Annotated in this window: 21 protein-coding genes; 13 read left to right on the top strand and 8 right to left on the bottom strand. The window is 61.8% G+C overall.

The features are described from left to right. Positions 1–26: 26 nt before the first annotated feature. Positions 27–788, bottom strand: coding sequence for a glucose 1-dehydrogenase (locus tag BKY27_RS14920; protein WP_071675289.1), 762 nt, complete (start codon positions 786–788; stop codon positions 27–29). Between the two features lie 91 nt (positions 789–879). Here BKY27_RS14920 and BKY27_RS14915 point away from each other — a divergent pair, with 91 nt between their 5' ends. After that, complete coding sequence (locus BKY27_RS14915) at positions 880–2,250, top strand: TetR/AcrR family transcriptional regulator (RefSeq protein ID WP_233491852.1); 1,371 nt, start codon at positions 880–882, stop codon at positions 2,248–2,250. An 18-nt stretch (positions 2,251–2,268) separates the two neighbouring features. Here BKY27_RS14915 and BKY27_RS14910 read toward each other — a convergent pair whose 3' ends face one another. The 6 genes from BKY27_RS14910 to BKY27_RS14885 are packed head-to-tail and all read right to left on the bottom strand — an operon-like array spanning position 2,269 to position 7,254. Beyond that, positions 2,269–2,670, bottom strand: a complete 402-nt coding sequence (locus tag BKY27_RS14910) for a PaaI family thioesterase (protein WP_071675287.1) — start codon at positions 2,668–2,670, stop codon at positions 2,269–2,271. Next, positions 2,670–3,152: a PaaI family thioesterase gene (locus BKY27_RS14905; protein WP_071675286.1), complete on the bottom strand. Its 483-nt coding sequence runs from the start codon at positions 3,150–3,152 to the stop codon at positions 2,670–2,672. Before BKY27_RS14905 ends, BKY27_RS14910 begins: the two co-directional genes overlap by 1 nt. A gap of 11 nt (positions 3,153–3,163) precedes the next feature. Continuing rightward, positions 3,164–3,967 carry an enoyl-CoA hydratase-related protein gene (locus tag BKY27_RS14900; RefSeq protein ID WP_071675285.1) on the bottom strand — a complete coding sequence of 268 codons (804 nt, stop codon included), beginning with the start codon at positions 3,965–3,967 and terminating at the stop codon, positions 3,164–3,166. Continuing rightward, positions 3,960–4,814 carry an SDR family NAD(P)-dependent oxidoreductase gene (locus BKY27_RS14895; RefSeq protein ID WP_071675284.1) on the bottom strand — a complete coding sequence of 285 codons (855 nt, stop codon included), beginning with the start codon at positions 4,812–4,814 and terminating at the stop codon, positions 3,960–3,962. The genes BKY27_RS14900 and BKY27_RS14895 overlap by 8 nt, the downstream gene beginning before the upstream one ends. Before the next feature lie 11 nt (positions 4,815–4,825). Then, on the bottom strand, positions 4,826–6,025 hold the full coding sequence (locus BKY27_RS14890; protein WP_071675283.1) for an acyl-CoA dehydrogenase family protein: 1,200 nt from the start codon (positions 6,023–6,025) through the stop codon (positions 4,826–4,828). Between the two features lie 14 nt (positions 6,026–6,039). Beyond that, on the bottom strand, positions 6,040–7,254 hold the full coding sequence (locus BKY27_RS14885; protein ID WP_071675282.1) for an acyl-CoA dehydrogenase family protein: 1,215 nt from the start codon (positions 7,252–7,254) through the stop codon (positions 6,040–6,042). A gap of 136 nt (positions 7,255–7,390) precedes the next feature. Here BKY27_RS14885 and BKY27_RS14880 point away from each other — a divergent pair, with 136 nt between their 5' ends. Genes BKY27_RS14880 through BKY27_RS14860 form a run of 5 tightly spaced genes read left to right on the top strand, consistent with a single transcriptional unit; the run spans position 7,391 to position 13,591 of the window. Continuing rightward, complete coding sequence (locus BKY27_RS14880) at positions 7,391–8,176, top strand: enoyl-CoA hydratase-related protein (RefSeq protein ID WP_071675281.1); 786 nt, start codon at positions 7,391–7,393, stop codon at positions 8,174–8,176. A 21-nt stretch (positions 8,177–8,197) separates the two neighbouring features. Next, a complete protein-coding gene (locus BKY27_RS14875) occupies positions 8,198–10,012 on the top strand; it encodes an acyclic terpene utilization AtuA family protein (RefSeq protein ID WP_071675280.1) in 1,815 nt (604 codons plus the stop codon). Further along, entirely contained in the window at positions 10,009–11,478 is a 1,470-nt protein-coding gene (locus BKY27_RS14870; protein ID WP_071675279.1) for an acetyl-CoA carboxylase biotin carboxylase subunit, read from the top strand. The genes BKY27_RS14875 and BKY27_RS14870 overlap by 4 nt, the downstream gene beginning before the upstream one ends. Continuing rightward, positions 11,478–11,981, top strand: a complete 504-nt coding sequence (locus BKY27_RS14865) for a biotin/lipoyl-containing protein (protein ID WP_199559111.1) — start codon at positions 11,478–11,480, stop codon at positions 11,979–11,981. The genes BKY27_RS14870 and BKY27_RS14865 overlap by 1 nt, the downstream gene beginning before the upstream one ends. Positions 11,982–11,983: 2 nt before the next feature. Then, the gene (locus tag BKY27_RS14860) at positions 11,984–13,591 is read left to right on the top strand and encodes an acyl-CoA carboxylase subunit beta (RefSeq protein ID WP_071675277.1); all 1,608 of its coding nucleotides are present in this window, start codon (positions 11,984–11,986) and stop codon (positions 13,589–13,591) included. A 118-nt stretch (positions 13,592–13,709) separates the two neighbouring features. Here the strand turns inward: BKY27_RS14860 and BKY27_RS14855 are convergent, their stop codons facing one another. Next, on the bottom strand, positions 13,710–14,321 hold the full coding sequence (locus BKY27_RS14855; protein ID WP_071675276.1) for an acyltransferase: 612 nt from the start codon (positions 14,319–14,321) through the stop codon (positions 13,710–13,712). Between the two features lie 278 nt (positions 14,322–14,599). Here BKY27_RS14855 and BKY27_RS14850 point away from each other — a divergent pair, with 278 nt between their 5' ends. From BKY27_RS14850 to BKY27_RS14820, 7 genes are all read left to right on the top strand, one after another. Further along, positions 14,600–15,784: a lipid-transfer protein gene (locus tag BKY27_RS14850; protein WP_071675275.1), complete on the top strand. Its 1,185-nt coding sequence runs from the start codon at positions 14,600–14,602 to the stop codon at positions 15,782–15,784. 24 nt (positions 15,785–15,808) lie between these two features. Next, on the top strand, positions 15,809–16,639 hold the full coding sequence (locus tag BKY27_RS14845; RefSeq protein ID WP_071675274.1) for an SDR family NAD(P)-dependent oxidoreductase: 831 nt from the start codon (positions 15,809–15,811) through the stop codon (positions 16,637–16,639). Positions 16,640–16,820: 181 nt separating this feature from the next. Then, positions 16,821–17,450: a TetR/AcrR family transcriptional regulator gene (locus BKY27_RS14840; protein ID WP_071675273.1), complete on the top strand. Its 630-nt coding sequence runs from the start codon at positions 16,821–16,823 to the stop codon at positions 17,448–17,450. 3 nt (positions 17,451–17,453) lie between these two features. Then, positions 17,454–19,052, top strand: a complete 1,599-nt coding sequence (locus tag BKY27_RS14835) for an acyl-CoA carboxylase subunit beta (protein ID WP_071675272.1) — start codon at positions 17,454–17,456, stop codon at positions 19,050–19,052. A 10-nt stretch (positions 19,053–19,062) separates the two neighbouring features. After that, a complete protein-coding gene (locus BKY27_RS14830; RefSeq protein ID WP_071675271.1) occupies positions 19,063–19,857 on the top strand; it encodes a crotonase/enoyl-CoA hydratase family protein in 795 nt (264 codons plus the stop codon). Beyond that, on the top strand, positions 19,854–21,860 hold the full coding sequence (locus BKY27_RS14825) for an acetyl/propionyl/methylcrotonyl-CoA carboxylase subunit alpha (protein WP_071675270.1): 2,007 nt from the start codon (positions 19,854–19,856) through the stop codon (positions 21,858–21,860). The genes BKY27_RS14830 and BKY27_RS14825 overlap by 4 nt, the downstream gene beginning before the upstream one ends. Continuing rightward, complete coding sequence (locus BKY27_RS14820) at positions 21,857–23,023, top strand: acyl-CoA dehydrogenase family protein (RefSeq protein ID WP_071675269.1); 1,167 nt, start codon at positions 21,857–21,859, stop codon at positions 23,021–23,023. Before BKY27_RS14825 ends, BKY27_RS14820 begins: the two co-directional genes overlap by 4 nt. The last annotated feature ends 34 nt before the right edge of the window (positions 23,024–23,057 follow it).

The raw sequence follows: 23,057 nt of genomic DNA, 5'->3' as shown, positions 1-23,057 counted from the left end.
CTTGTCACAGGCATTGCCGCCCACGGTCAGCCGTGCATGGACAAGCCACCGGAAACCGAGATCACCTGGCCGGTGATGAAACCGGCGTCGTCGGAAGAAAGAAAACAGATGATGCCGGGATAGTCCGAAGGTTGCCCCAGGCGCTTCATCGGGATCGCCCGCTTGAGACCCTCGGTAATCTTTTCGCCTGCCTCACCTTGCGCGAATTCAGCGAACAATGGTGTGTCCGTAGGGCCGGGCGCGACTGCGTTCAACTGAATCCCCTTGCGCGCTAGTTCTCGAGCTACGGTCTTTGTAAAGGAAATGATGCCGCCCTTGCAGGCCGAATAGACGGCCTCGCCCGATGACCCGACACGACCCGCGTCGGACGCTATATTGACCACACGGCCGCCGCCGTTCTTTATCATGCCCGGCAGCACAGCGTGGTGCATGTTCAGCGGGCCATAGAGGTTGATGTCGATGACCTTCTTCCAAAGTTCGGCATCGGTGTCGACGAACAGCCTACTTTCGTCCCAGCCGGCGTTGTTCACCAGCACGTTGATCGGGCCACCGGCCTCGAACGCGACCACGGCCTTGTCCACCTGGGCGCGATCGGTGATGTCCACCTTGAAGCCCTGGGCCTTTCCTCCGGCGCTCTGGATCAGACGGGCCGTTTCCTGCGCGCCGCCTTCATTCATGTCGAAGATCGCAACCTCGGCGCCTTCTTCGCCGAACCGTTCGCACACCGCGCGCCCGATTCCGCTGCCGCCACCAGTCACGATGACACGTTTTCCATTCAACCCGCGCATATGGATCTCCTCCTCTTCTGCTAACACCTTGGCAAAGAACTTGATTCGAGGCGTTCTTTCGTGTATTCTAACGCCTGTTAGATTTTTTGCAATGGACATCCGTGTGGACGACAATTATCGAAAGCGGATGATACAACGGCTTGATGTGGTCAATAAAACAGAAGATGAGCTGAGCAAGTCCGAAAGGACGCGCGGGGACATCCTCGCTGCGTCTGCCCGACTTTTTCGGCACGATGGCTATTACGCGACGACAATGCGCGACATCGCCCATGAATCCGGCATAGAAGCCGGAAGCATCTACTATTATTTCCAGTCCAAGGACCAGATTTTGAGCGAGGTTCTCGAACTTGGTGTGCGGCAGCTTTACGAGAAGGTATGCGAAATCGTCCACGCGGCGAAACAACGCCCCGAGGATTTTCGCAAGACCTTCGCTTTGCTTATCGAAACCCACCTGACCTATCTCCTGACCGACAGCGACTTCACTTCCGCCAATATCCGGAACTATCCGATGCTGTCGGATGAAGCGCGCGCCCCGCATCGAGATTTGCGGGCCTCCTATGCCGGGGTCTGGAGCAGCTTTCTGAAGGACGCCAAAGACTCTGGCCGGCTCAGAAACGACATTTCCGTTACGGCGATCCGGCAGTTCATATTGGGCGCCATGAACTGGACCGTCGAATGGTATAATGTGGATCGGTATCCGGTGCATATCCTGTCGGAACGTATGAGCAAACTGATACTTGACGGCATGTGTCCCAGTCACCGAGCTAACACAGACGGCCAGAAGACGGGCGACGTAGCCGCTTCTGTTGAAGAGCAAGACACCATCGGCAAGGCCGCAAAAACCCGCGCCGAAATCCTGGGGGCTGCGGCGCGGGTTCTTAGAGACAAAGGGTACAAGGCGACCACGCTAAGACAGATCGCGGATGAAGCGGATATGAAGGCGGGCAGCGTCTACTACCATTTCAAATCCAAAGACGCAATCGTGGACGAGGTTCTGAACGCCGGCTTGAGCGATTTGCTATCTGGGGTCACCGCAGCAGTCCAAGAATTTCATGCGCCATATGACCACCATGCCAGGATCGCAACTGCAATCTGGACGCACTTGCATTTTCTCTTCAAGGCAAGCGTATTCACGTCTGCAAACATCAGAAGCTATGGGATGCTTCCCATGCATTTCAGGGAGCGTCACGGGGGAATTCGTCATGAGTACGGAAAACTCTGGGACAGGATCCTCCGCGAAGCGCAGGAAGACGACGCCATTAGATCTGACATCAAGATTGTCCCTCTGCGCCAGGTGATGTTGGGCGCCTTGAACTGGACGGTGGAATGGTTTGATCCCAACAAGGGGGGAAACCCGGGGTATCTTTCATTGTCTGAGTTCTCTGGCATGCTCATCAAGCTGTTACTTGAAGGGATCCGCGACAGGGAGAATGTCGCGCGCGCGGAACAAGCGCGAGCCTGATGAGCGCGGCCATTGCGATCAAACCAGAAGGAAGTGGTACAGCCCTTCCGCAACCGCCTTTTCCCGGTCCGTCTGCCATGTGATCACGCTGACGCTCGCCATCCGCTTGCCCTTGCGGGTCAATTTAGCGCGGGCATAAAGCGGACCCTTCACACCAGGGCGAAGGTAATCGACGGTCAGATTGATCGGCTTGGCCGGGACGTCCGCGAAATCGGGATGAACTGCGATAGCGGCAGTCGCTTCCATGAAGCTCGCGATGATCCCGCCATGGTAGTACTCCATGACCGGGTTACCGATAAGGCGTTCATCAAAGGTCATTTCCGCCTCGGCATGGAGACTGTCCAAGCTTCGGATCTCAAAATTGAGAAATCGGAAGAACGGCACCCGGGATACGTTGGCATTGGCTGATAGCACATCCATCACGAGGCTTTTCCTTTTGTCATCGCGTCAAACAGGCTGGTGTTGCCGCGCGTCAATGCAAACGAGGCGGTTCCACGGGCTATTTCAGCAGCCTCATGGCCCTCGAACCAGACGCTGCCGGAATTGAAGGCGATATGGCGGGTCTCCCGAAAACAATGCGCGCGAACAATGACGTCCGCGCGCGATCGAGCGGGCCGCAGGTAATCAACCCTGAGGTCAAGAGTGGCCATGGTGCTGACGCCCTCGATTGCCACAAAGTTTGCAAGACCGAACACACTGTCCAGCAGAGCCGTCAGGATACCACCATGAAGCAGCGTTTGATCCGCATCGACGCAAAATTCCGGATTGAACGGCATCCGAACCCGAACGCCTTCGGTCGAGACCTCTTCGATCTGGAGTGCCATATGCTTTATCAGACCCTTGCCGCGCGCATTCCACATCTGCGCGATCTGCTCCATCTTCTTCTTGGTGATATCGGACATATGATCTTCCTTTAGCGACCCGTGAAATTCGGTTTTCGGTTTTCGATAAAGGCAGCGACCGCCTCGTGGTGGTCTTCAGTCTGATGCATGAGCGCTTGATAGGCCGCCGCGGAATTCAGGAAATCTGGTAGATCCATCCGTTCAGCATTGCGCATCAGACGCTTTGCGATCCGCACCGCGCGCGGCGGCTTCGATGCGATGACGGTGGCGCGTTCGCGGGTGCGGTCCATCAATTTCTCATGCGGCACGACCTCCAGCACCATTCCCATTTCCAGTGCCTCGGCGGCATCGATCATGCGGCCCGAGAAGGTCAGATCGGCAGCTTTCTGATGGCCCAGACGGCGCAGCATGAACCAGCTGCCCGCATCGCCCGGAATGATTCCGAGGTTCAAAAAGACTTCGCCGAACCGCGCCTTGTCCGAGGCGACGCGCATGTCGCACATCATCGTCAGGTCGCATCCCGCGCCGACCGCCGCGCCGTTGACCGCGGCGATGGTCGGAACGTCGAGATTGTAGAGCGCCAGAGGCAGCCGCTGCACCCCATCGACATAGCTCTGCGCCGCCGCAAGCGGTTCCTTGCGAAAGATGCTGTCGGGATCGTTCATCTCCTTGATGTCGCCGCCGGCGCAGAAGGCCGGACCGGCACCGGTCAGGATCATGACGCTGACCTGCGGGTCGGCCTGCACTTTTGCAAACGCGTCCAGAAGCGCGGCGATCATGTCGTTTCCGGTGATCGGATTACGACGTTCCGGATCGTTCAGCGTGACCGTGGCGATCCTGTCGGAAATTTCCAGAAGGACGGGGGGGTTACTCATTTTTTCCGTCTCCTCGTTCGCGTTTCTCGAACATGTCGGGGTTGATCATGTCACGTGCATCGTGACCCATGTGCAGGGTTTCCCCGCCGTCTACATAGATGTCTTCGCCGGTCATGAAACCCCCCAATTTGGATGCGAGGAAAATGATCGTCCCGGCGATGTCCTCCGCCGCGCCCATCCGGTTCAGGACCGAGCGGTTGAGCTGTTTCCAGCGCTCCGGCGGAATGGGATAGCGGCCAAGCGCCTCTGTCTTGATCGTTCCCGGCGCGACGCAGTTCAGACGGATCCCGTATTCGCCCCATTCGGCGGCCAAAGTCTTCATCATGCCCGTCACGCCGGCTCGCGCGGCGACGGTATGGGTGAACCCGGTGAGCGCGGTGCGCGCTGAAATCGCAGTCACGAAGACGATGGAGCCGCCGTTCTCATACATGAAATGATCGGCCACGGCGCGTGTCATCTGCCACGATCCGATCAAGTTGTTGCGGATCACAGCCTCGAAGCCCTTGTTGGTGATGTCGCGCGCGGCAGCGATATACTGGCCGCCCGCGTTGTTCACCAGAACATCAAGCCGCCCGTAATGGTCCTTGATGCGCCCCATCGCTATTTCGATACTGTCCGCGTCACGGGTGTCGCCTGGCACGACAAAGGCCTCGCCACCCGCCGCGCGGATCATCTCGGCGGTCTCCTCCAGCGGCCCTTCGCGGCGCGCGAACAGGGCCAGCCTAGCGCCGCAGGAGGCCATTTCCAGCGCCGTTGCCCGGCCCATCCCTGAGCCGGATCCGGTGACCAGAGCCACCTGGCCCGCCATGAGATCCGGCGCGTAACGCCGTGCTTTTTCTTCGCTCATGTTCTGCCCCCTCAGTTTTTAAGCAGTTCGCCGGCGATGATCAGCTTGCGCACCTCCTGGGTGCCTGCGCCGACCTCCAGCACACGTCCGGTGCGGTAGAGGCGGTTCACTTCGGTATCACGCATGTAGCCCGAGCCCCCGTGGATCTGCACCGCCTTGTCCAGCACGAAGGATGTCGCCGCGGCGGTCTTGAAGATCGCCGCAGCGGTCAGCTTGTGAATTTCGCCGCGCCCGCCTTCGCCCTCTTCCAGCCCCTCGCACATGGCGGCCGTCTTCAGCGATAGGCTGCGCGCCGCCTCGATCTGGGTATACATGTCGGCCAGCATCGCCTGCACCATCTGGAAACTGGCGATCGGTTTACCGAACTGCTGGCGCGTCTTGGCGTAATCGATGGAAATATCCAGCGCCCGCTGCGCAATCCCCAGGGCATTGAAGCAGACGATGGCGCGCTCCAGATCCAGCCCCGACATTGTCACCGCAACGCCGCCGTCCAGCTTGCCGACCAAGTTCTTCGCGGGCACCCGGCAATCCTCGAACACCAGCTCGCCAGTGGGCGAGCCGCGAAAACCCATCTTGTTGAGCTTCTGCGCCACCTTGAAGCCGGGCGTGTCGGTTTCGACGATGAAGGCGGAAATGCCCTTGGCGCCCTTTTCGGGCGAGGTCTTGGCATAGACCAGCACCAAGTCGGCAATCGGCCCGTTGGTGATATATATCTTGGTGCCGTTCAGGATATAGTCATCGCCATCCTTCTTCGCCGTGGTCCGCATCGAGCCGAGCGCATCCGACCCGGCGCCCGGTTCGGTCAGGCCAAGCGCGCCCACCAGCGTGCCGTTGCACAGGCCGGGCAGATACTTGCGGCGCAGATCGTCATTGGCGTTTCGGTAGATGTTGTTGACGCACAGGTTGTCATGCGCGACATGGGTCAACCCGATGGCCGCCGAGGCGCGCGACAGCTGTTCGGTGATGATGCAGGCCGAGGTGAAGTCGAGCCCCGCGCCGCCGAATTCCGGCGGCACGTTGAGGCCGAGATAGCCCATCTCGCCCAGCTTGGGAAAGACCGAAGGCGGCAGGTCGTCGGTGTCGTCCATTTCCGCGTTCAGGTGGTGGAACTCGGACATGAAGAACTTGCCAGCCTGGTCGGCCAGGGCCTGCTGTTCGTCCGTCATGAAATGTGTCGGAAGATTGATGTCGTTGCGCAGTTGCTTGTTCATGGTCTCGTCCCCCCTCAGGCACGCAAAAGTTCTTCGGCGATGATGATCTTGCGCACTTCGCTGGTGCCCGCGCCGATCTCCAGCAACTTGTTGGCGCGGAACAGCCGGTTGATCTCGGTGTCCTGCATGTAGCCCGAGCCGCCGTGGATGTGGCAGGCTTCGGTGACGGCCTTGTTAAAGGCCTCTGCTGCGTAAAGGCAGGCGGCCGCCGTCAGCTTGTGGATCTCGCCGCGCCCCCCAGCACCTTTCGGCAAGCCGACACAGGCCGCGAGCGCGCGATAACTGAAGGCGCGAGCGGTTTCGACCTCGGTGTAGATCTCGGCCAGTTTCGACTGCATCATCTGGAAGCTGGCGATCGGCTTGCCGAATTGTTCGCGCATCTTCGCGTATTCCAGACCCAGTTCAAGCGCACGTTCGGCCATACCGACGCAGACCGAAGCGACCATCGCGCGTTCCAGATCAAGCCCGCTCATCACCACTGCAACGCCAGAGTTTTCGACCCCCAACATGGCTGATGCCGGAACGCGGCAATCCTCGAAAACCAGCTCGCCCGTAGGTGAGCCGCGAAAACCCATCTTGTCCAGTTTCTGCGCCACCTTGAACCCGGGATTGTCGGTTTCGATGATGAAGGCCGAAATGCCCTTGGCGCCTTTGGATTTGTCGGTCTTGGCATAGAGCAGGATCACATCGGCAATGGGACCGTTGGTGATGTAGATCTTCGAGCCGTTGATGACATAGTCGTCGCCGTCGCGCCGGGCGGTGGTGGCCATGGAGCCAAGCGCATCGGATCCCGCGCCGGGCTCGGTCAGCCCCAGCCCGCCGACCAGATCGCCCGAACACAACCCCGGCACATATTTTTTCACCTGCGCTTCGGAGCCGTTGCGCAGCAGGTTGTTCAGGCACAGGTTGTCATGTGCGCCATGCGACAGGCCGACGGCGGGGTTCCACTTCGAAATCACCTCAGACACCAACGCCTGGGTAAACTCGTTCTGGCCCGATCCGCCCAAAGCCTCCGGGGCCGTGATCCCCAGAAGACCAAGTTCGCCCATCTGCTTGAAAAGATCGTCAGGCCACCAATCCTCTTGGTCCATGCGTGCCTGTAGCGGGTGAAGCACCTCGCGCGACACCCGATCCACATGATCGACGATCTGGCGCTGCTCATCGTTCAGCGAATAGTTCGCCCTGATGGCCGCCAGATCAGTCATGGCAAGTTCATTCTGACTGGTCATGCATTTTCCTCCCGAACAAAATGTCATCTGCAGCGTTGACCAAAATCAAACACATGTTAGAAATTAGATCAAGGCAAGCTTTTCGCGACCTGACGTTGCAGGCAAGTTCGGCCAGAAAACGGGGGATATCTTGGAAATGGTGGAGAATGTCGTTCGTTCGCAGTCGCGGGGGTATGAGGTGCGCATCACGATCTGCCGCCCTGACAGTCGAAATGCCCTTAACCGCAAAGTGGCAGAGGGTCTGATTGCCGCAATTCTGGCGGCCGAGGCCGACACGGAGTGCCGGGTGATCGTCCTGACCGGCGAGGGCGAGCGTGCCTTCTGCGCTGGCGGCGACATCAAGGCGGGTGCCGAAGGTGGCCCATTTGTTCAGGACCCGGCCTATCCGGACCATTTCGCCGGGCAATTGTTCGAAACCATACAAGCCTGCCGAAAACCAACCATCGCGCGCATCAACGGTGTGGCCATGGGCGCGGGCGCGGGCATCATCTGTGCCTGCGATCTGGCCGTGATGGTCGATCATGCCCGAATCGGAACGCCTGAAGTGAAGGTGGGTCTGTTTCCGATGACCATCATTCCGCCGATGATCCGCATGTTGCCCCGGCGCAGATTGATGGAGATGTTCATCACCGGCGTTCCTCTTACCGCCGAGGAGTCCTTGCGCTATGATCTGGTCAACCATGTGACAGATGCCGCCGGGCTGGACGACAAGGTTGCGGAGTTGGTCGCGCAGATTGCCGCGCAGTCGCCTACCGCGATCCGGCTGGGAAAATACGCCTGCCACGCGATGGAAGACATGACCTATGCGCAGCAGATGCGCTTTGCCGAAACCCTGTTGCCACGGGTTGCGCAGACAGAAGATGCGCGCGAGGGCTTTGCCGCCTTCATTGCGAAACGCAAACCTGAATGGACAGGCCGCTGATCAAGCGGAGAGGAGAAGCACATGTCGGATCGAAAACTGCGCATCGGATGCGCATCGGGATTCTGGGGCGATACGCCCGAGGCGATCGGGCAACTGGTCTCAAAGGGCGAGATTGATTACCTGGTGTTCGACTATCTGGCCGAGGTGACGATGTCGCTGATGGCGCGAGCCCGCGCCAAGTCGCCCGATGCGGGTTATGCGCCGGATTTCGTCAAGGCGCTGGCACCCTGGCTGGTCGAGATCAAACGCAAGGGGATCAAGGTCGTTGCCAATGCCGGGGGTGTGAACCCGCGCGGCTGCCGCGATGCGCTGGCCAAGGCCGCCGCCGAGGCCGGAATCGATCTTTCCATCGGTGTGGTGCTGGGCGATGATCTGTCGGCGCGGGCCGACGACATTCGCGCCGGTGGTCAGACGGAGATGTTCTCGGGCGTCGCGTTTCCCGACGATGTCTGGAGCATGAACGCCTATCTGGGCGCCCGCCCCATCGCGGCGGCGCTGGATGCCGGAGCCGACATCGTGATCACCGGGCGCTGTGCGGACAGCGCGGTGGCGCTCGGCCCGCTGATGCATGAATTCGGCTGGGGCGACGATGATTGGGACAAGCTCAGCCAGGGATCGCTGGCGGGCCATTTGATCGAGTGCGGCCCCCAGGGGACCGGCGGCAATTTCACCGACTGGCAGGACGTTTCGGGCTGGGACAACATGGGGATGCCCATCGTCGAGGTCTCCGCGGACGGCAGTTTTGTCATGACCAAGACGCCGGATACCGGCGGGCTGGTTGTGCCGGGTTCGGTCGGTGAACAGATGCTCTATGAAATCGGCGATCCGCGCGCTTACCTGCTGCCCGACGTGATCTGCGACTGGTCGCAGGTCACGCTGGACCAGGTCGGGCCGGATCGGGTGCTGGTCAAGGGCGGCAAGGGGCTGGGGCGTACCGGCAGCTACAAGGTGTCGGCGACCCATGCCGATGGCTGGCGCGCGATCTCCACCCTGACTCTGGCGGCAATCGACGCGCCCGCCAAGGGCAAGCGCGTGGCCGAGGCGATCCTGACCCGCTGCCGCCGGATTTTCCGCGACCGCAACCTGGGCGATTTCCGGCAGGTCAGCGTCGAAGTGCTGGGGGCAGAGGCGGCTTACGGCGCCAACGCGCGGGCGCAGACCCGCGAGGTGGTGATCAAGATCGGCGTGACGCATGACGACCGCGCCGCGCTCAACATCTTCGCGGGCGAGATCGCACCGATGGCCATCTCGACGGCGCAGGGGCTGACCGGGTTCTTCGCCGGGCGGCCCAAGGTGCAGCCGGTGGTGCGGCTGTTCTCGTTTCTGCAGGACAAGGCCGCGACCCCCGTCGCAGTCGAGGTTGACGGCAGGGATGTGCCCGTAACCATCGCGGCCGGGGCGGTGCGGCTCGATCCGCGCGCCGCGCCGCCAGTGGAAAGCCGCGACGTCGGCCCCGACGCGGTCATGGTGCGCCTCGTCGATCTGGCCTGGGGACGGTCGGGCGACAAGGGGGATATCGCCAATATCGGCATCCTGGCGCGCAAGCCGGAATACCTGCCGTATATCCGGTCGGCTCTCAGTGAGGCGGTGGTAAAGGACTATTTCGCCCATGTCTGCGAAGGCAAGGTCGAGCGGTTCGACCTGCCGGGAAGCCATTCGCTGAATTTCCTGCTGCATGAATCGCTGGGCGGGGGCGGCATCGCCTCGGTCCGCATCGATCCGCAAGGCAAGGGGTTTGCCCAGATGCTGCTGGATATCGAAATTCCCGTGCCGGCCGACCTGGTCGCGCGCGACGGGCTGAACGCCCCGGACCCGAACAAGAGAGTAATACCATGACTATTTCAAAACTCCTGGTCGCCAATCGGGGTGAAATCGCGGCGCGCGTGGTGCGCACCGCCAAGGCCCGCGGCCTTGCGACGGCTGTGTTGCGCCACGTCGCTGAACAAGAGGGGCCGGCCCATCTGATCGCGGATGAGGTTGTGATGATCGACGGCCCGACGCCTGTAGCGGCCTATCTCGATATTCCGCAGATCGTTGCGACCGCAAAAAAGATCGACGCTGATGCGGTGCATCCCGGCTACGGCTTTCTGTCGGAGAATGCCGGTTTCGTCGCGGCGCTGGAAGAGGCCGGTGTGACATTTGTCGGCCCGACCTCCGAGGTCATCGACCTGATGGGCGACAAGGTCCGCGCGCGCGCCTTTGTTGAAAAGCGCGGCTTTCCCGTCGCCCCCTCGGCGATCGAGGATGACGACCCGGCGACATTCGTCGAACGCGCCCGCACCCTGGGCTATCCGCTGCTGATCAAGCCCTCGGCGGGGGGCGGCGGCAAGGGCATGCGCATCGTGCGCGAGGACAGCACGTTGGAAACCGAGATCGAAACCGCCCACCGCGAAGGCCAGCGGTATTTCGGCGACGGTCGTCTCTTCGTCGAACGCTATATCGAACGTCCGCGCCATATCGAGGTGCAGGTGATGGGCGACGGGCAGGGCAACGTGGTCCATTTCTGGGAGCGCGAATGCTCGATCCAGCGCCGGTTCCAGAAGATCATCGAGGAAACGCCCTCGCCCGCGCTTTCGCCCGAACAACGGGACGAGATCTGCGAAACCGCCGCCGGAATTGCGCGCGCCGTCAACTATCGGGGTGCCGGAACCGTCGAGTTCATCTATGCGCAGGACGGGGCCTTCTACTTTCTCGAAATGAACACCCGCCTTCAGGTCGAACATCCGGTGACCGAGATGGTCACGGGTTTCGATCTGGTCGCCGAGCAGTTGCGTATCGCGGCGGGCGAGGGGCTGAGCGCGGCGCAGGCCGATATTCCGCAGACCGGCCATTCGATTGAGCTGCGCATCTGTGCCGAGGACGCGACGGCCGATTTCCGCCCCGCGATCGGGGATATCCTGCTGCTGGACGAACCCCACGGTGAGGGTATCCGTGTGGACAGTGGCATTCGGGACAGCGGCAAGGTCACGACCGATTTCGACCCGATGTTGTCAAAGCTGATCGTGCATGGCCCGGATCGCGCACAGGCCATCGCCCGTGCCCGGAACGCGGTGCAAAACTATGTGATTCTCGGGGTGACGACCAACACCGGATACCTGGATGCGATCCTTGCACATCCAGATTTTGCCTCGGGTGACGTTTCAACCGGGTTTTTAGCCGAACAGGCGGATGTGCTGACCGCACCGGGCGAGGATGTTTCCACCCTGCTTATGGCGGCGGCGGCCCTGTCTGATCAACGGCTGGTGACTGACGTGATGCAGATACCCGAAATGCACCGCAAGATGGGCGGGTGGAGAAACTGATGCGCAGAATATTCATGATCGCCGGCCATGAGGCCGAATGCTGGCTGACCCATGATGGCAGCCGCTTTGTCCTGAACATGCCAGATGGCGCGGTTCCCTGCCAACTGGTCCCGACTGGCGCGCCGGGCGCTTATGTGCTGCGGACCGGGGGGCGGGCGCATGAGTTGCGGCTGGCGGTCGGGCCGGAATCTACCTTCATACATTTGAACGGGAGCACTTTCGAGGTTGGGAGGGTCAATCCCGACGACCGGCTTGCCGGCAGGGAGGGCACCGCAGGGGGTGATCGACTGTTGGCGCCGATGCCGGGAGTCGTTGTTTCGGTGGCGGTCAAGCCCGGAGACGCCGTTACAGAAGGCCAGCCGCTTCTGGTCATCGAAAGCATGAAGCTTGAAACCACCCTGACCGCGCCGCGCGACGGTGTGGTTGCCGAAATGCCTTTTACCGCGGGTGACAGTTTCGGCCTAAAGGCCGTCCTTGCCCAGCTGACCCCGCAGGAGGAGTGACAATGCGCCGGATCGAAAGCCACATCGACACCAATGCCGCCGACTACAAGGCCAATTTTGCCGCCATGTCCGAACGGCTGAAGGAGTTTCACGCTCGCCAGCACGCGGCGCGTTTCGAGCGGCCCCAACGGGACATCGACCGCTTGGCACGCCAGAACAAACTGGGCGTGCGCGAGCGGTTGAAGCTGCTGCTCGATCCGGGCACGCCGTTTCTTGAATTCTCGACGCTGGCCGCCTGCCGCGAATATGATGGCGCCGTGCCCGGTGCCGCCGTGGTGACGGGCATCGGCATCGTGCAGGGCCGCGAGGTGGCCATCCACGCCAACGATGCGAGCGTCAAGGGTGGTGCCTGGTATCCGCATACCGTCAAAAAGATCGTGCGGCTTCTGGATGTCGCGCTTGAGAACCATTTGCCGGTCGTCCATATCTGCGATAGCGCCGGGGGCTTCCTACCGCTGCAACACGGCGTGTTTCCCGACCGCTATCTGGGCGGGCGGGTGTTTCGCAACCAGGTCAAGCTGAGCCAGGCCAGTATCCCGCAGATTGCCATCGTTGGCGGGCATTGCACCGCGGGCGGCGCCTATGTGCCGACGCTGAGCGATTACAACATCATCATCGAGGGCACCGGGGCGATCTTTCTGGGCGGTCCGCCACTGGTCAAGGCGGCCACCGGCGAAGAGGTCGGCGTGCAGGAACTTGGCGGCGCGGTGATGCACACCTCTGTCTCGGGGACGGGCGATTATCGCGCCGCCACAGAACTGCACGCCTTTGCACTGGCACGCGAGATTGTCAGCCAGTGGAAGCGCATGCCAAAAACCATCATCGAAACGGCGGCCTTCGAAGACCCCTATTACGATACCAAGGAACTTTACGGGATCATCCCCAAGGACCGGAAGACCCAGTTCGACATGCGCGAGGTTCTTGCCCGAATCGTGGACGGTTCGCGCTTTCACGAATATCAGCCCGATTATGGCACCACGATGGTCTGTGGTTTTGCCCATATCTGGGGTTTCAAAGTGGGGATCCTCGCCAATAACGGGGTGCTGTTCAACGACAGCTCGCTGAAGGCCGCGCATTTCATGCAGCTATGCAACCAGAACCGTACGCCACTGGTCTTTTTTCAGAACATCACCGGCTACATGGTCGGCCGCGAATACGAGGAACGCGGCATCGCCAAGGACGGCGCCAAGATGCTGATGGCGCAGGGCGGCTCGGTCGTGCCCAAGTTCACCGTGATTGCCAATGCGTCCTACGGGGCCGGCAATTACGGCATGTGCGGGCGGGCCTGGGATGCGCGCACGCTGTTCATGTGGCCGCAGGCGGAAATCGGCGTAATGGGGGCGGATCAGGCCGCCAACACCATGGCCGACGTCAAGATCCGGCAGCTTGAACGCGAAGGCAAGCAACTGACCGAAGTGGAAATCGCCGCGATCCGTGACCCGGTGCTGGAGAAGTTCCGGCGCGATGTCGAGGCCTATACCTCGACCTCGGAATTGTGGGATGACGGCATTCTCGACCCGGCGGACACGCGCAACGCGCTCGGCATGTCGATCTCGGCTGCGCTGAACGCGCCGATCGACGATCCGCATTACGGGATATTCCGGCTGTGACGGCTTGAAGGGCAGGGCGGCACACTGGATTACGGAGTTGCCGTCCCGCGTCAAGGCGATGCCAACGGGGGCTTTTGAGGCACGCGGGAACCCTGACCTGTCCGGTTTGCCGGACAGGTCAGGATGGCTTCTGCCGCGCCTCCTGAATGGATACGACGTCGGAGGCGGCCATATGCGGCCTGTCGGTCTCTACCGCCTTCAGCGGCTCGACGGGCTTCAATCCGGCCAGACAGTCGCGCGCGAGTTGCTGATACTCGGCAGTTCCGCGTGTTTTCCAAGCGACTTCCTTCTCGGTGACGTCGCGGATTACCCTTGCCGGCGATCCGACCACCATCGAGCGCGGTGGAACCATCGTTTCGCCCCGCACGAACGCCTGCGCGCCGACGATTGATTCCGCACCAAGCTCTACGCCATCCATGATGACGGCATTCATCCCGACCAGGGCGTTCCGACCCACTGTGCAACCGTGCAGGATCGCGCCGTGGCCGATATGACCGTCGGATTCAACGATCGCGTCGCGACCGGGAAAGGAATGGATGATACAATTGTCCTGCACATTGGCCCCGTCGCCAATCACGATCCTGCCGAAGTCGCCCCGCAGGCTTGCTCCGGGTCCGATATAGCATCCATGACCCAGGATGACATTTCCGATCAGAACCGCCTGAGGATGGACATATGTATCCTCGGGCACAACGGGCACGAACCCTTTGAATTCGTAACAATACGCCATTATCTCTCCTTTTGGTGGGTTGGGTACCACTGGTTACCGGAACCAGACGTCAGACGTTTATCGACAGTCATGCCGGGACCCGAACGCCTGAATGGTGCTGGCTTGCGGAACGCGCGGTCAGGAAAATCAGTCATGTGTTGGCAAGTGACGCAAGCTCCCTACATCACGGTTTAGCTATGTTGACAGTTATCAAGGCTGAGCGCTAAAATCAAACATGTGTTAGAAATTGACATGGCTTACCGTTCACGATGGCCGGGCCAAGCATGGGAGAGAGAGAAATGAAAGACAAAGCCTATGTCGTCGGCGTCGGGATGGTCCCATTTCAGAAGCCGGGAAAATCCGAAAGCTATGATGTTATGGCTGCTGCGGCCACCCGTGCCGCGCTTGCCGATGCGGGGCTGGATTATGACAAGGTTCAGCAGGCCTATGTGGGATATGTCTATGGAGACAGCACCAGCGGCCAGCGGGCCTTGTATCACGTCGGCATGACCGGGATACCGGTTTTGAATGTGAACAACAACTGCTCGACCGGTTCGTCGGCCCTGTTCCTGGCCCGTCAGGCAGTTGAAAGCGGTGCAGTGGAATGTGCTTTGGCGCTTGGCTTCGAGCAGATGCAGCCTGGCGCAATCGGCGCGATGTTCCACGATCGGGTCAGCCCCTTCACGTCCTTCGACGCCGAGACCGACGTGCTGGTGGGCAACACGGAGATTCCGCTGGCGCTGCGCTATTTCGGCGGCGCGGGCAAAGCGCATATGGAAGAGTTCGGCACTACGCTGGAAACCTTCGCGAAAATCCGCGCCAAAGCCAGTCGGCATGCGTCCAGGAACCCGGTGGCGCTGTTCCGGCAGGAGGTGACGCCGGAAGAAGTGATGGCGGCACAGGTCGTCTGGCCCGGCGTCATGACAAAGCTGATGGCTTGCCCACCGACCTGTGGCGCGGCTGCGGCAATCGTGTGCTCCAAGGCCTTCGCCGACAAGCACGGTCTGGACAGCTCGGTGCGCATTGCCGCTCAGGCCATGACGACGGACGGCCCAGAAACCTTCGGCGCGCATGACATGCGCGAGGTCGTCGGCTATTCGATGGCCAAACGCGCCGCCGATCAGGTCTATGAGGCGGCGGGCATCGGCCCTCAGGATGTGGACGTGGTCGAACTGCATGACTGTTTCGCCCATAACGAGCTGATCACCTACGAGGCGCTTGGGCTTTGCCGCCGCGGTGATGCGGCAAAATTCGTCGATGACGGCGACAACACCTATGGCGGCAAATTCGTGACCAATCCGTCGGGCGGGCTGTTGTCCAAGGGGCATCCGCTGGGGGCGACCGGCCTGGCGCAATGCACCGAACTGGTTCAGCAGTTGCGCGGGCAGGCAGATGCCCGGCAGGTGGAAGGCGCGCGGCTGGCGCTCCAGCATAATCTGGGTCTTGGCGGGGCTTGTGTGACCACGCTCTATGAAAAAGCGTGACAGCACCAATCGGGAGGAGAAAACATGACTGGAAAACTTGACGGGCGCGTTGCGCTGGTTTCCGGTTCGGGCCGGGGTATCGGTCGCGAGATCGCGCTCAAGCTGGCCTCTGAAGGGGCGCGCGTGGTGGTCAACGATCTGGATGCCGACCCGGCCAATGAGACCGCCGAGGCCATTCGTGCGGTTGGCGGCGAGGCCGTGGTCTGCGCCGGCAGCGTGACAGAAGACGGTTTCGCCGAACGTTTCATCAAGACGGGCGTGGACAGCTTTGGCGGGCTGGACATCATCGTGAACAATGCCGGCTATACTTGGGACAGCGTCGTTCAGAAGATGACCGACGAACAGTGGCAGGCGATCATCGACGTTCACCTGACCGCGCCCTTCAGGATTCTGCGCGCCGCCCAGCCGGTGATCAGCGCCAAGGCCAAGGAAGAGGCTGCCGCAGGGCAGGAGGTGTTCCGCAAGGTGGTGAATATCTCATCCATCGCGGGGACCGGCGGTAATGCCGGCCAGATCAACTATGCCGCCGCAAAGGCCGGTATCTTGGGTGTCACCCGGACGATGGCCAAGGAATGGGGCCGTTACAAGGTCAATGTCAACGCGGTGGCCTTTGGCCCGATCCGCACGCGGCTGACCGAGGGCAGCGCCAAAGGCGACAGCACAATCAAGGTGGAAGACAAAGAGATCAAGGTTGGTGTGAACCCCGATCTCTTGTCCCAGATGGAGCGCATGATTCCGCTGGGTCGGGTCGGCACTCCGGAAGAGGCCGCCGGTGCGGTCTATTTGTTCTGTACGCCCGAATCGAACTTCATTTCGGGTCAGCACATCATTTGCGGCGGCGGCTTCACGATCTGACCCACGCCAGCCAAACCACGTATTCGGGCCTTGGCTGGCGACCGGCATTTCCGGCGGCCGTATGACGATTACCCGGACGGGATTTGCCACAAATTCCAATCCAATACGTTCGGGACGATTGACTCATCGGCACCAATCACCTAACAGGTGTTAGTTAGGCAGTGTACCGTAAAGAGACCCCATGGCGAATACCACAGCGCGCAAGCTCAACGAGATCCCCCGGAGGGCGGTCGGGCGTGATGGCGTGCTGGATATTGCGGCGCGGCTCTTCCGCGAACAGGGCTATGGGTCCGTGTCACTCAGAAAAATCGCCGAGGCCGCAGGGATCAAGGCGGGCAGCATATATTACCATTTCGGCTCCAAGGACGAGATCGTCGCGGGCGTTCTGGATGCAGGCATTCAGGTCGTTCACGAGAGCATGCGCCAAGCCGTTTCCGCCTTGCCCGAGGGCGCCGGCGCCGAGGCGATCCTGCGGGCAGCGATCGGGGCGCATCTGCGCGCGCTTCTGGACGTCAGCGATTATTCCTCGGCCAATGTGCGCATTTTCGGGCAGGTGCCGCAATCCGTCCGCGATGCCAATCTGCACACGCGCCGGGCCTATGAGGCCGAATGGGACAACCTGTTGTCCCGGCTTCAGGCAGACGGCGCGCTGAAAAGCGACGTGGACATCCGCCGCCTGCGCCTGATGTTGATCGGTGCGCTGAACGCCACGCTGGAATGGTTCGATCCGCACCGCGGCAGCGCAGAGGCGCTGTCACGCACCTATGCCGATGTGTTCCTCAACGGAATACTTGAAAGACAGGAGACCTGACACATGGCGCGCCTTGAAACAGCAGTGCTGACCGCATCAGAGATCTACGCACGCAATCACCAGGCGCAAAGCGCGCGGGTCGAGACGCTGCGCGCGCGGATTGCCGAGGCCACCTCGGGCGGGCGCCCCGATATGGTCGAGCGCCACCGCAAGCGCGGCAAGCTGCTGGTCCGCGAGAGGATCGACTTGCTGGCGGATCCGGGCACGGCGTTTCTGGAACTGTCGTCGCTCGCGGCCTACGGGCAATACGGCGGCGAGGTGCCCGGTGCGGGGATCGTGACCGGCATCGGCATCGTTCATGGCCTACCCTGCATGATCATCGCCAATGATGCGACGGTCAAGGGCGGCTCTTTTTACCACGAGACGGTGCAAAAGCACATCCGCGCCCAGGAAATCGCGGCGGAAAACCGGCTGCCTTGCCTTTATCTGGTGGATTGCGGCGGGGCCTATCTGCCCGAGCAGGACCGGGTCTTTCCCGATGCCCGCCATTTCGGCAATTCCTTCTATCGCCAGACCAACATGTCGGCCAGCGGCTTGCCGCAGATCTCGGCCGTGTTCGGCGGCTGCACGGCAGGCGGGGCCTATATTCCCGCGCTGTCGGACGAGGTCATCATGGTGCGCGGCAACGCGCGCATCCATCTGGGCGGCCCCTCGATCGTTAAGGTGGCGATCAACGAAGTGGCCGATGGCGAAACCCTGGGCGGGGCCGAAATGCACACGCGCGTCTCGGGCGTGTCCGACCATCTGGCCGAGGACGAATACCATGCGCTGGCGTTGATGCGCGACATCGTGGCAGAACTTGGTCCATCGCGCCCGATGCAGCCCGACGCAGCCCCCGCGCCGCCCGCGCATGACCCGTCAGAATTGCTCGGCATCATCAGCGCCGACCGCAAGCAGCCCTATGACATGCGCGAAGTTCTGCTGCGCATGATCGACGCGGGCGAGTTCCGCGAATTCAAGCCCGGCTGGGGCGAGACGCTGGTTTGCGGCACCGCGCGGATCCACGGCTATCGGGTCGGTATCCTGGCCAACAACGGCGCGCTGATGTCGGACAGTTCGCTGAAGGGCGCGCAGTTCGTCTCGATGTGCGATCAGCGCAATATCCCGCTACTGTTCCTGCACAACATCGCGGGTTTCATGGTAGGGACCGAGGCGGAGCGCGGCGGCATCGCCAAGAACAGCGCCAAGCTGGTCTATGCCATGTCCGTCGCCAAGGTGCCGCGCCTGTCGGTCCTGCTTGGCGGATCCTATGGCGCGGGCAATTACGGCATGTGCGGCCGCGGATTTGCTCCGAATTTCCTCTTTGCCTGGCCAACGGCAGAGTTGGCCACCATGTCCGCGGACATCGCGAGCAACGTGATGCTGGAACTGCGTCGCCAGAAAGGCGGCGAGCCTGAAAGGATGGAGACTGATCTTGCGCAGATCGAGGCGCAGGTGCGTGCCCAATATGGCGAACAGTCCGATCCGTATTACGCCACTTCGCGGCTCTGGGATGACGGGCTGATCGAGCCCGGGCAGACCCGCGATATTCTGGGCCTGTGTCTGGCCATTGTCTCTTTGGTTCCCGAGAAAGGGCGCCACACGCCCGTCTTCAGAATGTGAGGCCGATGTCATGACAACAACTTATGAAACCATCCTTGTCGAAACCGATGCACGTGGCGTTGCCACGGTAACGCTCAACCGCCCTGACAAACACAATGCCCTGAACGGCGATCTGATCGCCGAGCTTTTTCACGCGGTCGAGGATCTGGCCTCAGATGACAAGGTGCGCATCGTGATCCTGACCGGTGCCGGCAAAAGCTTTTGCGCTGGAGGGGACTTCAACTGGTTCGCCTCAAACGTCGAAAAATCCCGCGCCGGGCGGGTCGAACAAAGCGCCACGCTGGCGCATCTGCTGCGCCGACTGGACACGCTGCGAAAGCCCCTGATCGGGCGGATCAATGGGCCGGCATATGGCGGTGGCGTCGGCATGATTTCGGTCTGCGACTATACCATCGGCGCCCAAGGCGCACGCTATGGCCTGACCGAAGTGAAACTGGGTCTGCTGCCCGCCAATATCTCGCCCTACGTTGTGGCCCGCATCGGCAAGGTGCACTCGCGTGAAACCATGCTGTCGGGCGCGCTCTTCGACAGCGCGCGCGCTGAAAGGATCGGGCTCCTCACCGAGGTCGTCACCGCCGACGCATTGGATGCCGCCGTTGAAAGGGTGGTGCACAATCACCTTCAGGCAGCACCCGGCGCGGTGGCGGATACCAAGGCACTGATCGCTTATGTCGCCAGTCACGATCTGGAAACCAACATGATCTACACCGCCGACCGTCTGGCCGATGCCTGGGAAACCGAGGAAGGCATTGAAGGCATCAACAGCTTTCTCAACAAGAGCTTGCCTTCGTGGAGGGTGAAATGAGTTTCACCCGCGTCCTGATCGCCAACCGGGGCGAGATCGCCCGGCGCATCCAGCGTGGGTGCCGCAAGCTGGGGCTGGAAACGGTTGCGGTCTTTTCCGAGGCCGACCGCGACGCTCCCATTGTGGCCGAGGCCGATCACGCCGTCTGCATCGGCCCCGCCGCCGCTGCCGCCAGCTATCTGAACGTCGCGGCCATTCTGGCGGCCGCGCGCGCCACAGGCGCGGGTGCCGTGCATCCCGGTTATGGCTTTCTGTCCGAGAACGCCGATTTTGCGGCAGCGGTCGAGGCCGCAGGTCTGGTCTTTATCGGGCCGGCACCCGACGCAATTGCTCAGATGGGGTCCAAGATCGCGGCGAAGGCCGCCGCCGAGGCCGCAGGGGTGCCGGTGCTGCCCGGTTACCGCGGCTCCGATCAATCGGACGCGCGCCTGCTGCAAGAGGCCAAGGCGCTCGGCACGCCATTCCTGGTCAAGGCCAGCGCCGGCGGTGGCGGGCGCGGGATGCGGCTTGTCACCGACATCGCCGCCGCGCCCGAGGCCATCGCCTCTGCCCGGGCCGAGGCGCAGGGCGCGTTCGGCGATCCGGCGGTGTTCCTGGAACGCTATGCCTCGCGCGCGCGCCATGTCGAGGTGCAGGTTCTGGGCGACACCCATGGCAACCTGGTGCATCTCGGCGACCGGGACTGTTCGCTGCAACGCAATCACCAGAAGCTGATCGAAGAGGCCCCCGCGCCCGATCTGCCCGGCGATCTGCGCGACGACATGCGCGCCGCCGCCGTGCGGCTTGCGCAGGCGATCGGATACCGTTCTGTCGGAACGGTTGAGTATCTTTTTGACCCCGAGCGACGCGCCTATTACTTCCTTGAGATGAACACCCGCCTTCAGGTCGAACATCCCGTGACCGAGGCGATCACCGGGATTGATCTGGTGGAATGGCAATTGCGCATCGCGCGGGGCGAGGCGCTGACATTCCAGCAATCCGACGTGCGGTTCAAAGGCCACGCCATCGAAGTGCGCATCGCCGCCGAAAACCCGGCTGAAAACTACCGCCCAGAAACCGGCACGATCACGCTTTGGGCACCGCCCTCGGGCGTGCGGCTCGATACTGGGGTCGGGCAAGGCTCAATTGTCGGCCATCACTACGATTCCATGCTGGCCAAGCTGATCATCCATGCCCCAGACCGGGCACAGGCGATCCGTGACAGCGTGGCTGCGATCGACGGCTTTGCAGTGGGCGGGGTGGGGCTGAACCTGGCGTTTCAGCGCGCCTTGTTGATGCATCCCGATTTTGCCGCGATCCGGCATCACACCACCGGGCTTGGCGAGATGTTTGCGAACGGCTGGACACCCCCCAAACCAGATGCGCAAAGCCGCGCGCTGGCCGCGCTGGCTCTGCATCTGCATCTGGCGCCAAAGACCGGCAACACCCCGTGGCAAACGCTGAGCGCATGGCGCCTGACCGCGCCCGCGGGTCGGCCGGGTGCGGCACATTATTGGGCCTCGGACGATGACGATCCGACCCGCGTGGCGGGCGATGCAACGCAACTGGCGATGGTATTGCCCGACGGCGCCCGTTTGGCCGTTGAATCGCCCGACCTGACCGCCAATCGCCTGACAGGCCGTATCGGCGGCGTGCCCTTTACCCGCGCCGCCCACCTGCGCCGCACGAAAGATCACTGGCAGGTGTTTCTATCCACGCCGGATGGTATGGCCGGGTTTGCCATTGAAACGCTGGAGGACAGGCACCTGCAACGCGCTGCGGGACAGGCCGGCGGGGCAGATTTGCTTGTCGCGCCGATGCCCGGTGCAGTGGTCGAACTGCGCGTCGCGCCCGGCGATCGGGTCGAGGCGGGCGATACACTGGTGGTGCTTGAGGCGATGAAGCTCCTACAAAGCCTGGTCGCCCCGGTTGCGGGCATCGTGGCCGAAATCTACTGCGCCGCCGGCGATACCATCGCCGGGCAAGCACCCCTTGTAAAACTCGATCCGGAGGAAATCCAATGACCAAGCATGACACGACTGATGCGGCCACAAGCCCGTTCAGTGAAGACCTGAACATGATCCGCGCGCAGCTGCGCCGCTTCATCGAAACCGAAGTGACGGCCAAGGCCGACGCTTGGGAAAAGGATGGCATGGTGCCGCGTGACGTGCTGCGCCGGATGGGCGATCTGGGCGTGCTGGGCATGCGCTATGACGAGCAATATGGCGGCTCGGGGCTGAACGTGATGTCCAGCGTGATGCTGGCCGAAGAGGTGGGGCGTTCCACCTTCGGCGGCTTTTCGGCCACCGTTCTGGTCCATACCGACATGGCCTCGCCGCATCTTGAAAACGCCGGTACGCCCGAACAAAAGGCGCGCTGGATGCCCTTGATCACCTCGGGCGAAAAGATCGCTGCGGTGGCCGTGACCGAACCCGGCGCCGGGTCTGACGTGGCGGGGATGCGCACCCGAGCGGTGCAGGACGGATCGGACTGGGTGATCAACGGCACCAAGATGTTCATCACCAATGGCGTGCATGGCGACATCTATTTCGTCGGCGCCAAGACCGACCCGGACGCCAAGGGCTCTCGCGGGATCACCATGTTCACGGTCGAAAAAGGTACACCGGGCTTTTCGGTCGGCCGGGCGCTGAACAAGACCGGCTGGCTGTGCTCGGACACCGCCGAACTGATTTTCGAGGATGTGCGCATCCCGGCAGAGAACGTGCTGGGAGAGGTGAACCGGGGCTTCTACTCGGTGATGAAGAACTTCCAGAACGAACGGATCGTGCTGGGCGCCATGGCCTGCGCCGAGGCGCAGTCCGCACTGGACATGACTGTGGATTATGTCAAGCAGCGCAAGGCTTTCGGTGGTGTGCTGTGGGACAAGCAGGCAGTGCGCCAGCGGTTGGCTGATTGCCAGACCCGGATCGAGGCGGGACGCCAGCTTACCTATCACGCCGCGTCACTGGATGCCGCGGGCCGCGATTGCGTCAAGGAAGTATCGATGGTCAAAGCCTATTGCGGTGAGTTGGTGAACAGCGTGCTCTATGACTGCGTCCAGTTCCACGGCGGCATGGGCTACATGCGTGAAACCCCCGTCGAACGCATGTCGCGCGATGCCCGCGTTCAGGCCATTGGCGGCGGCGCCACCGAGGTCATGCTCGAAGAGGTCGCCAAGCGGATGTGACCTCACTATGGCTCTGATAATGTGACCGCGCCCC

The sequence above is a fragment of the Nioella nitratireducens genome (assembly GCF_001879715.1).
Lineage (GTDB): Bacteria > Pseudomonadota > Alphaproteobacteria > Rhodobacterales > Rhodobacteraceae > Nioella > Nioella nitratireducens.
This window is presented reverse-complemented; position numbering and strand designations above follow the sequence as displayed.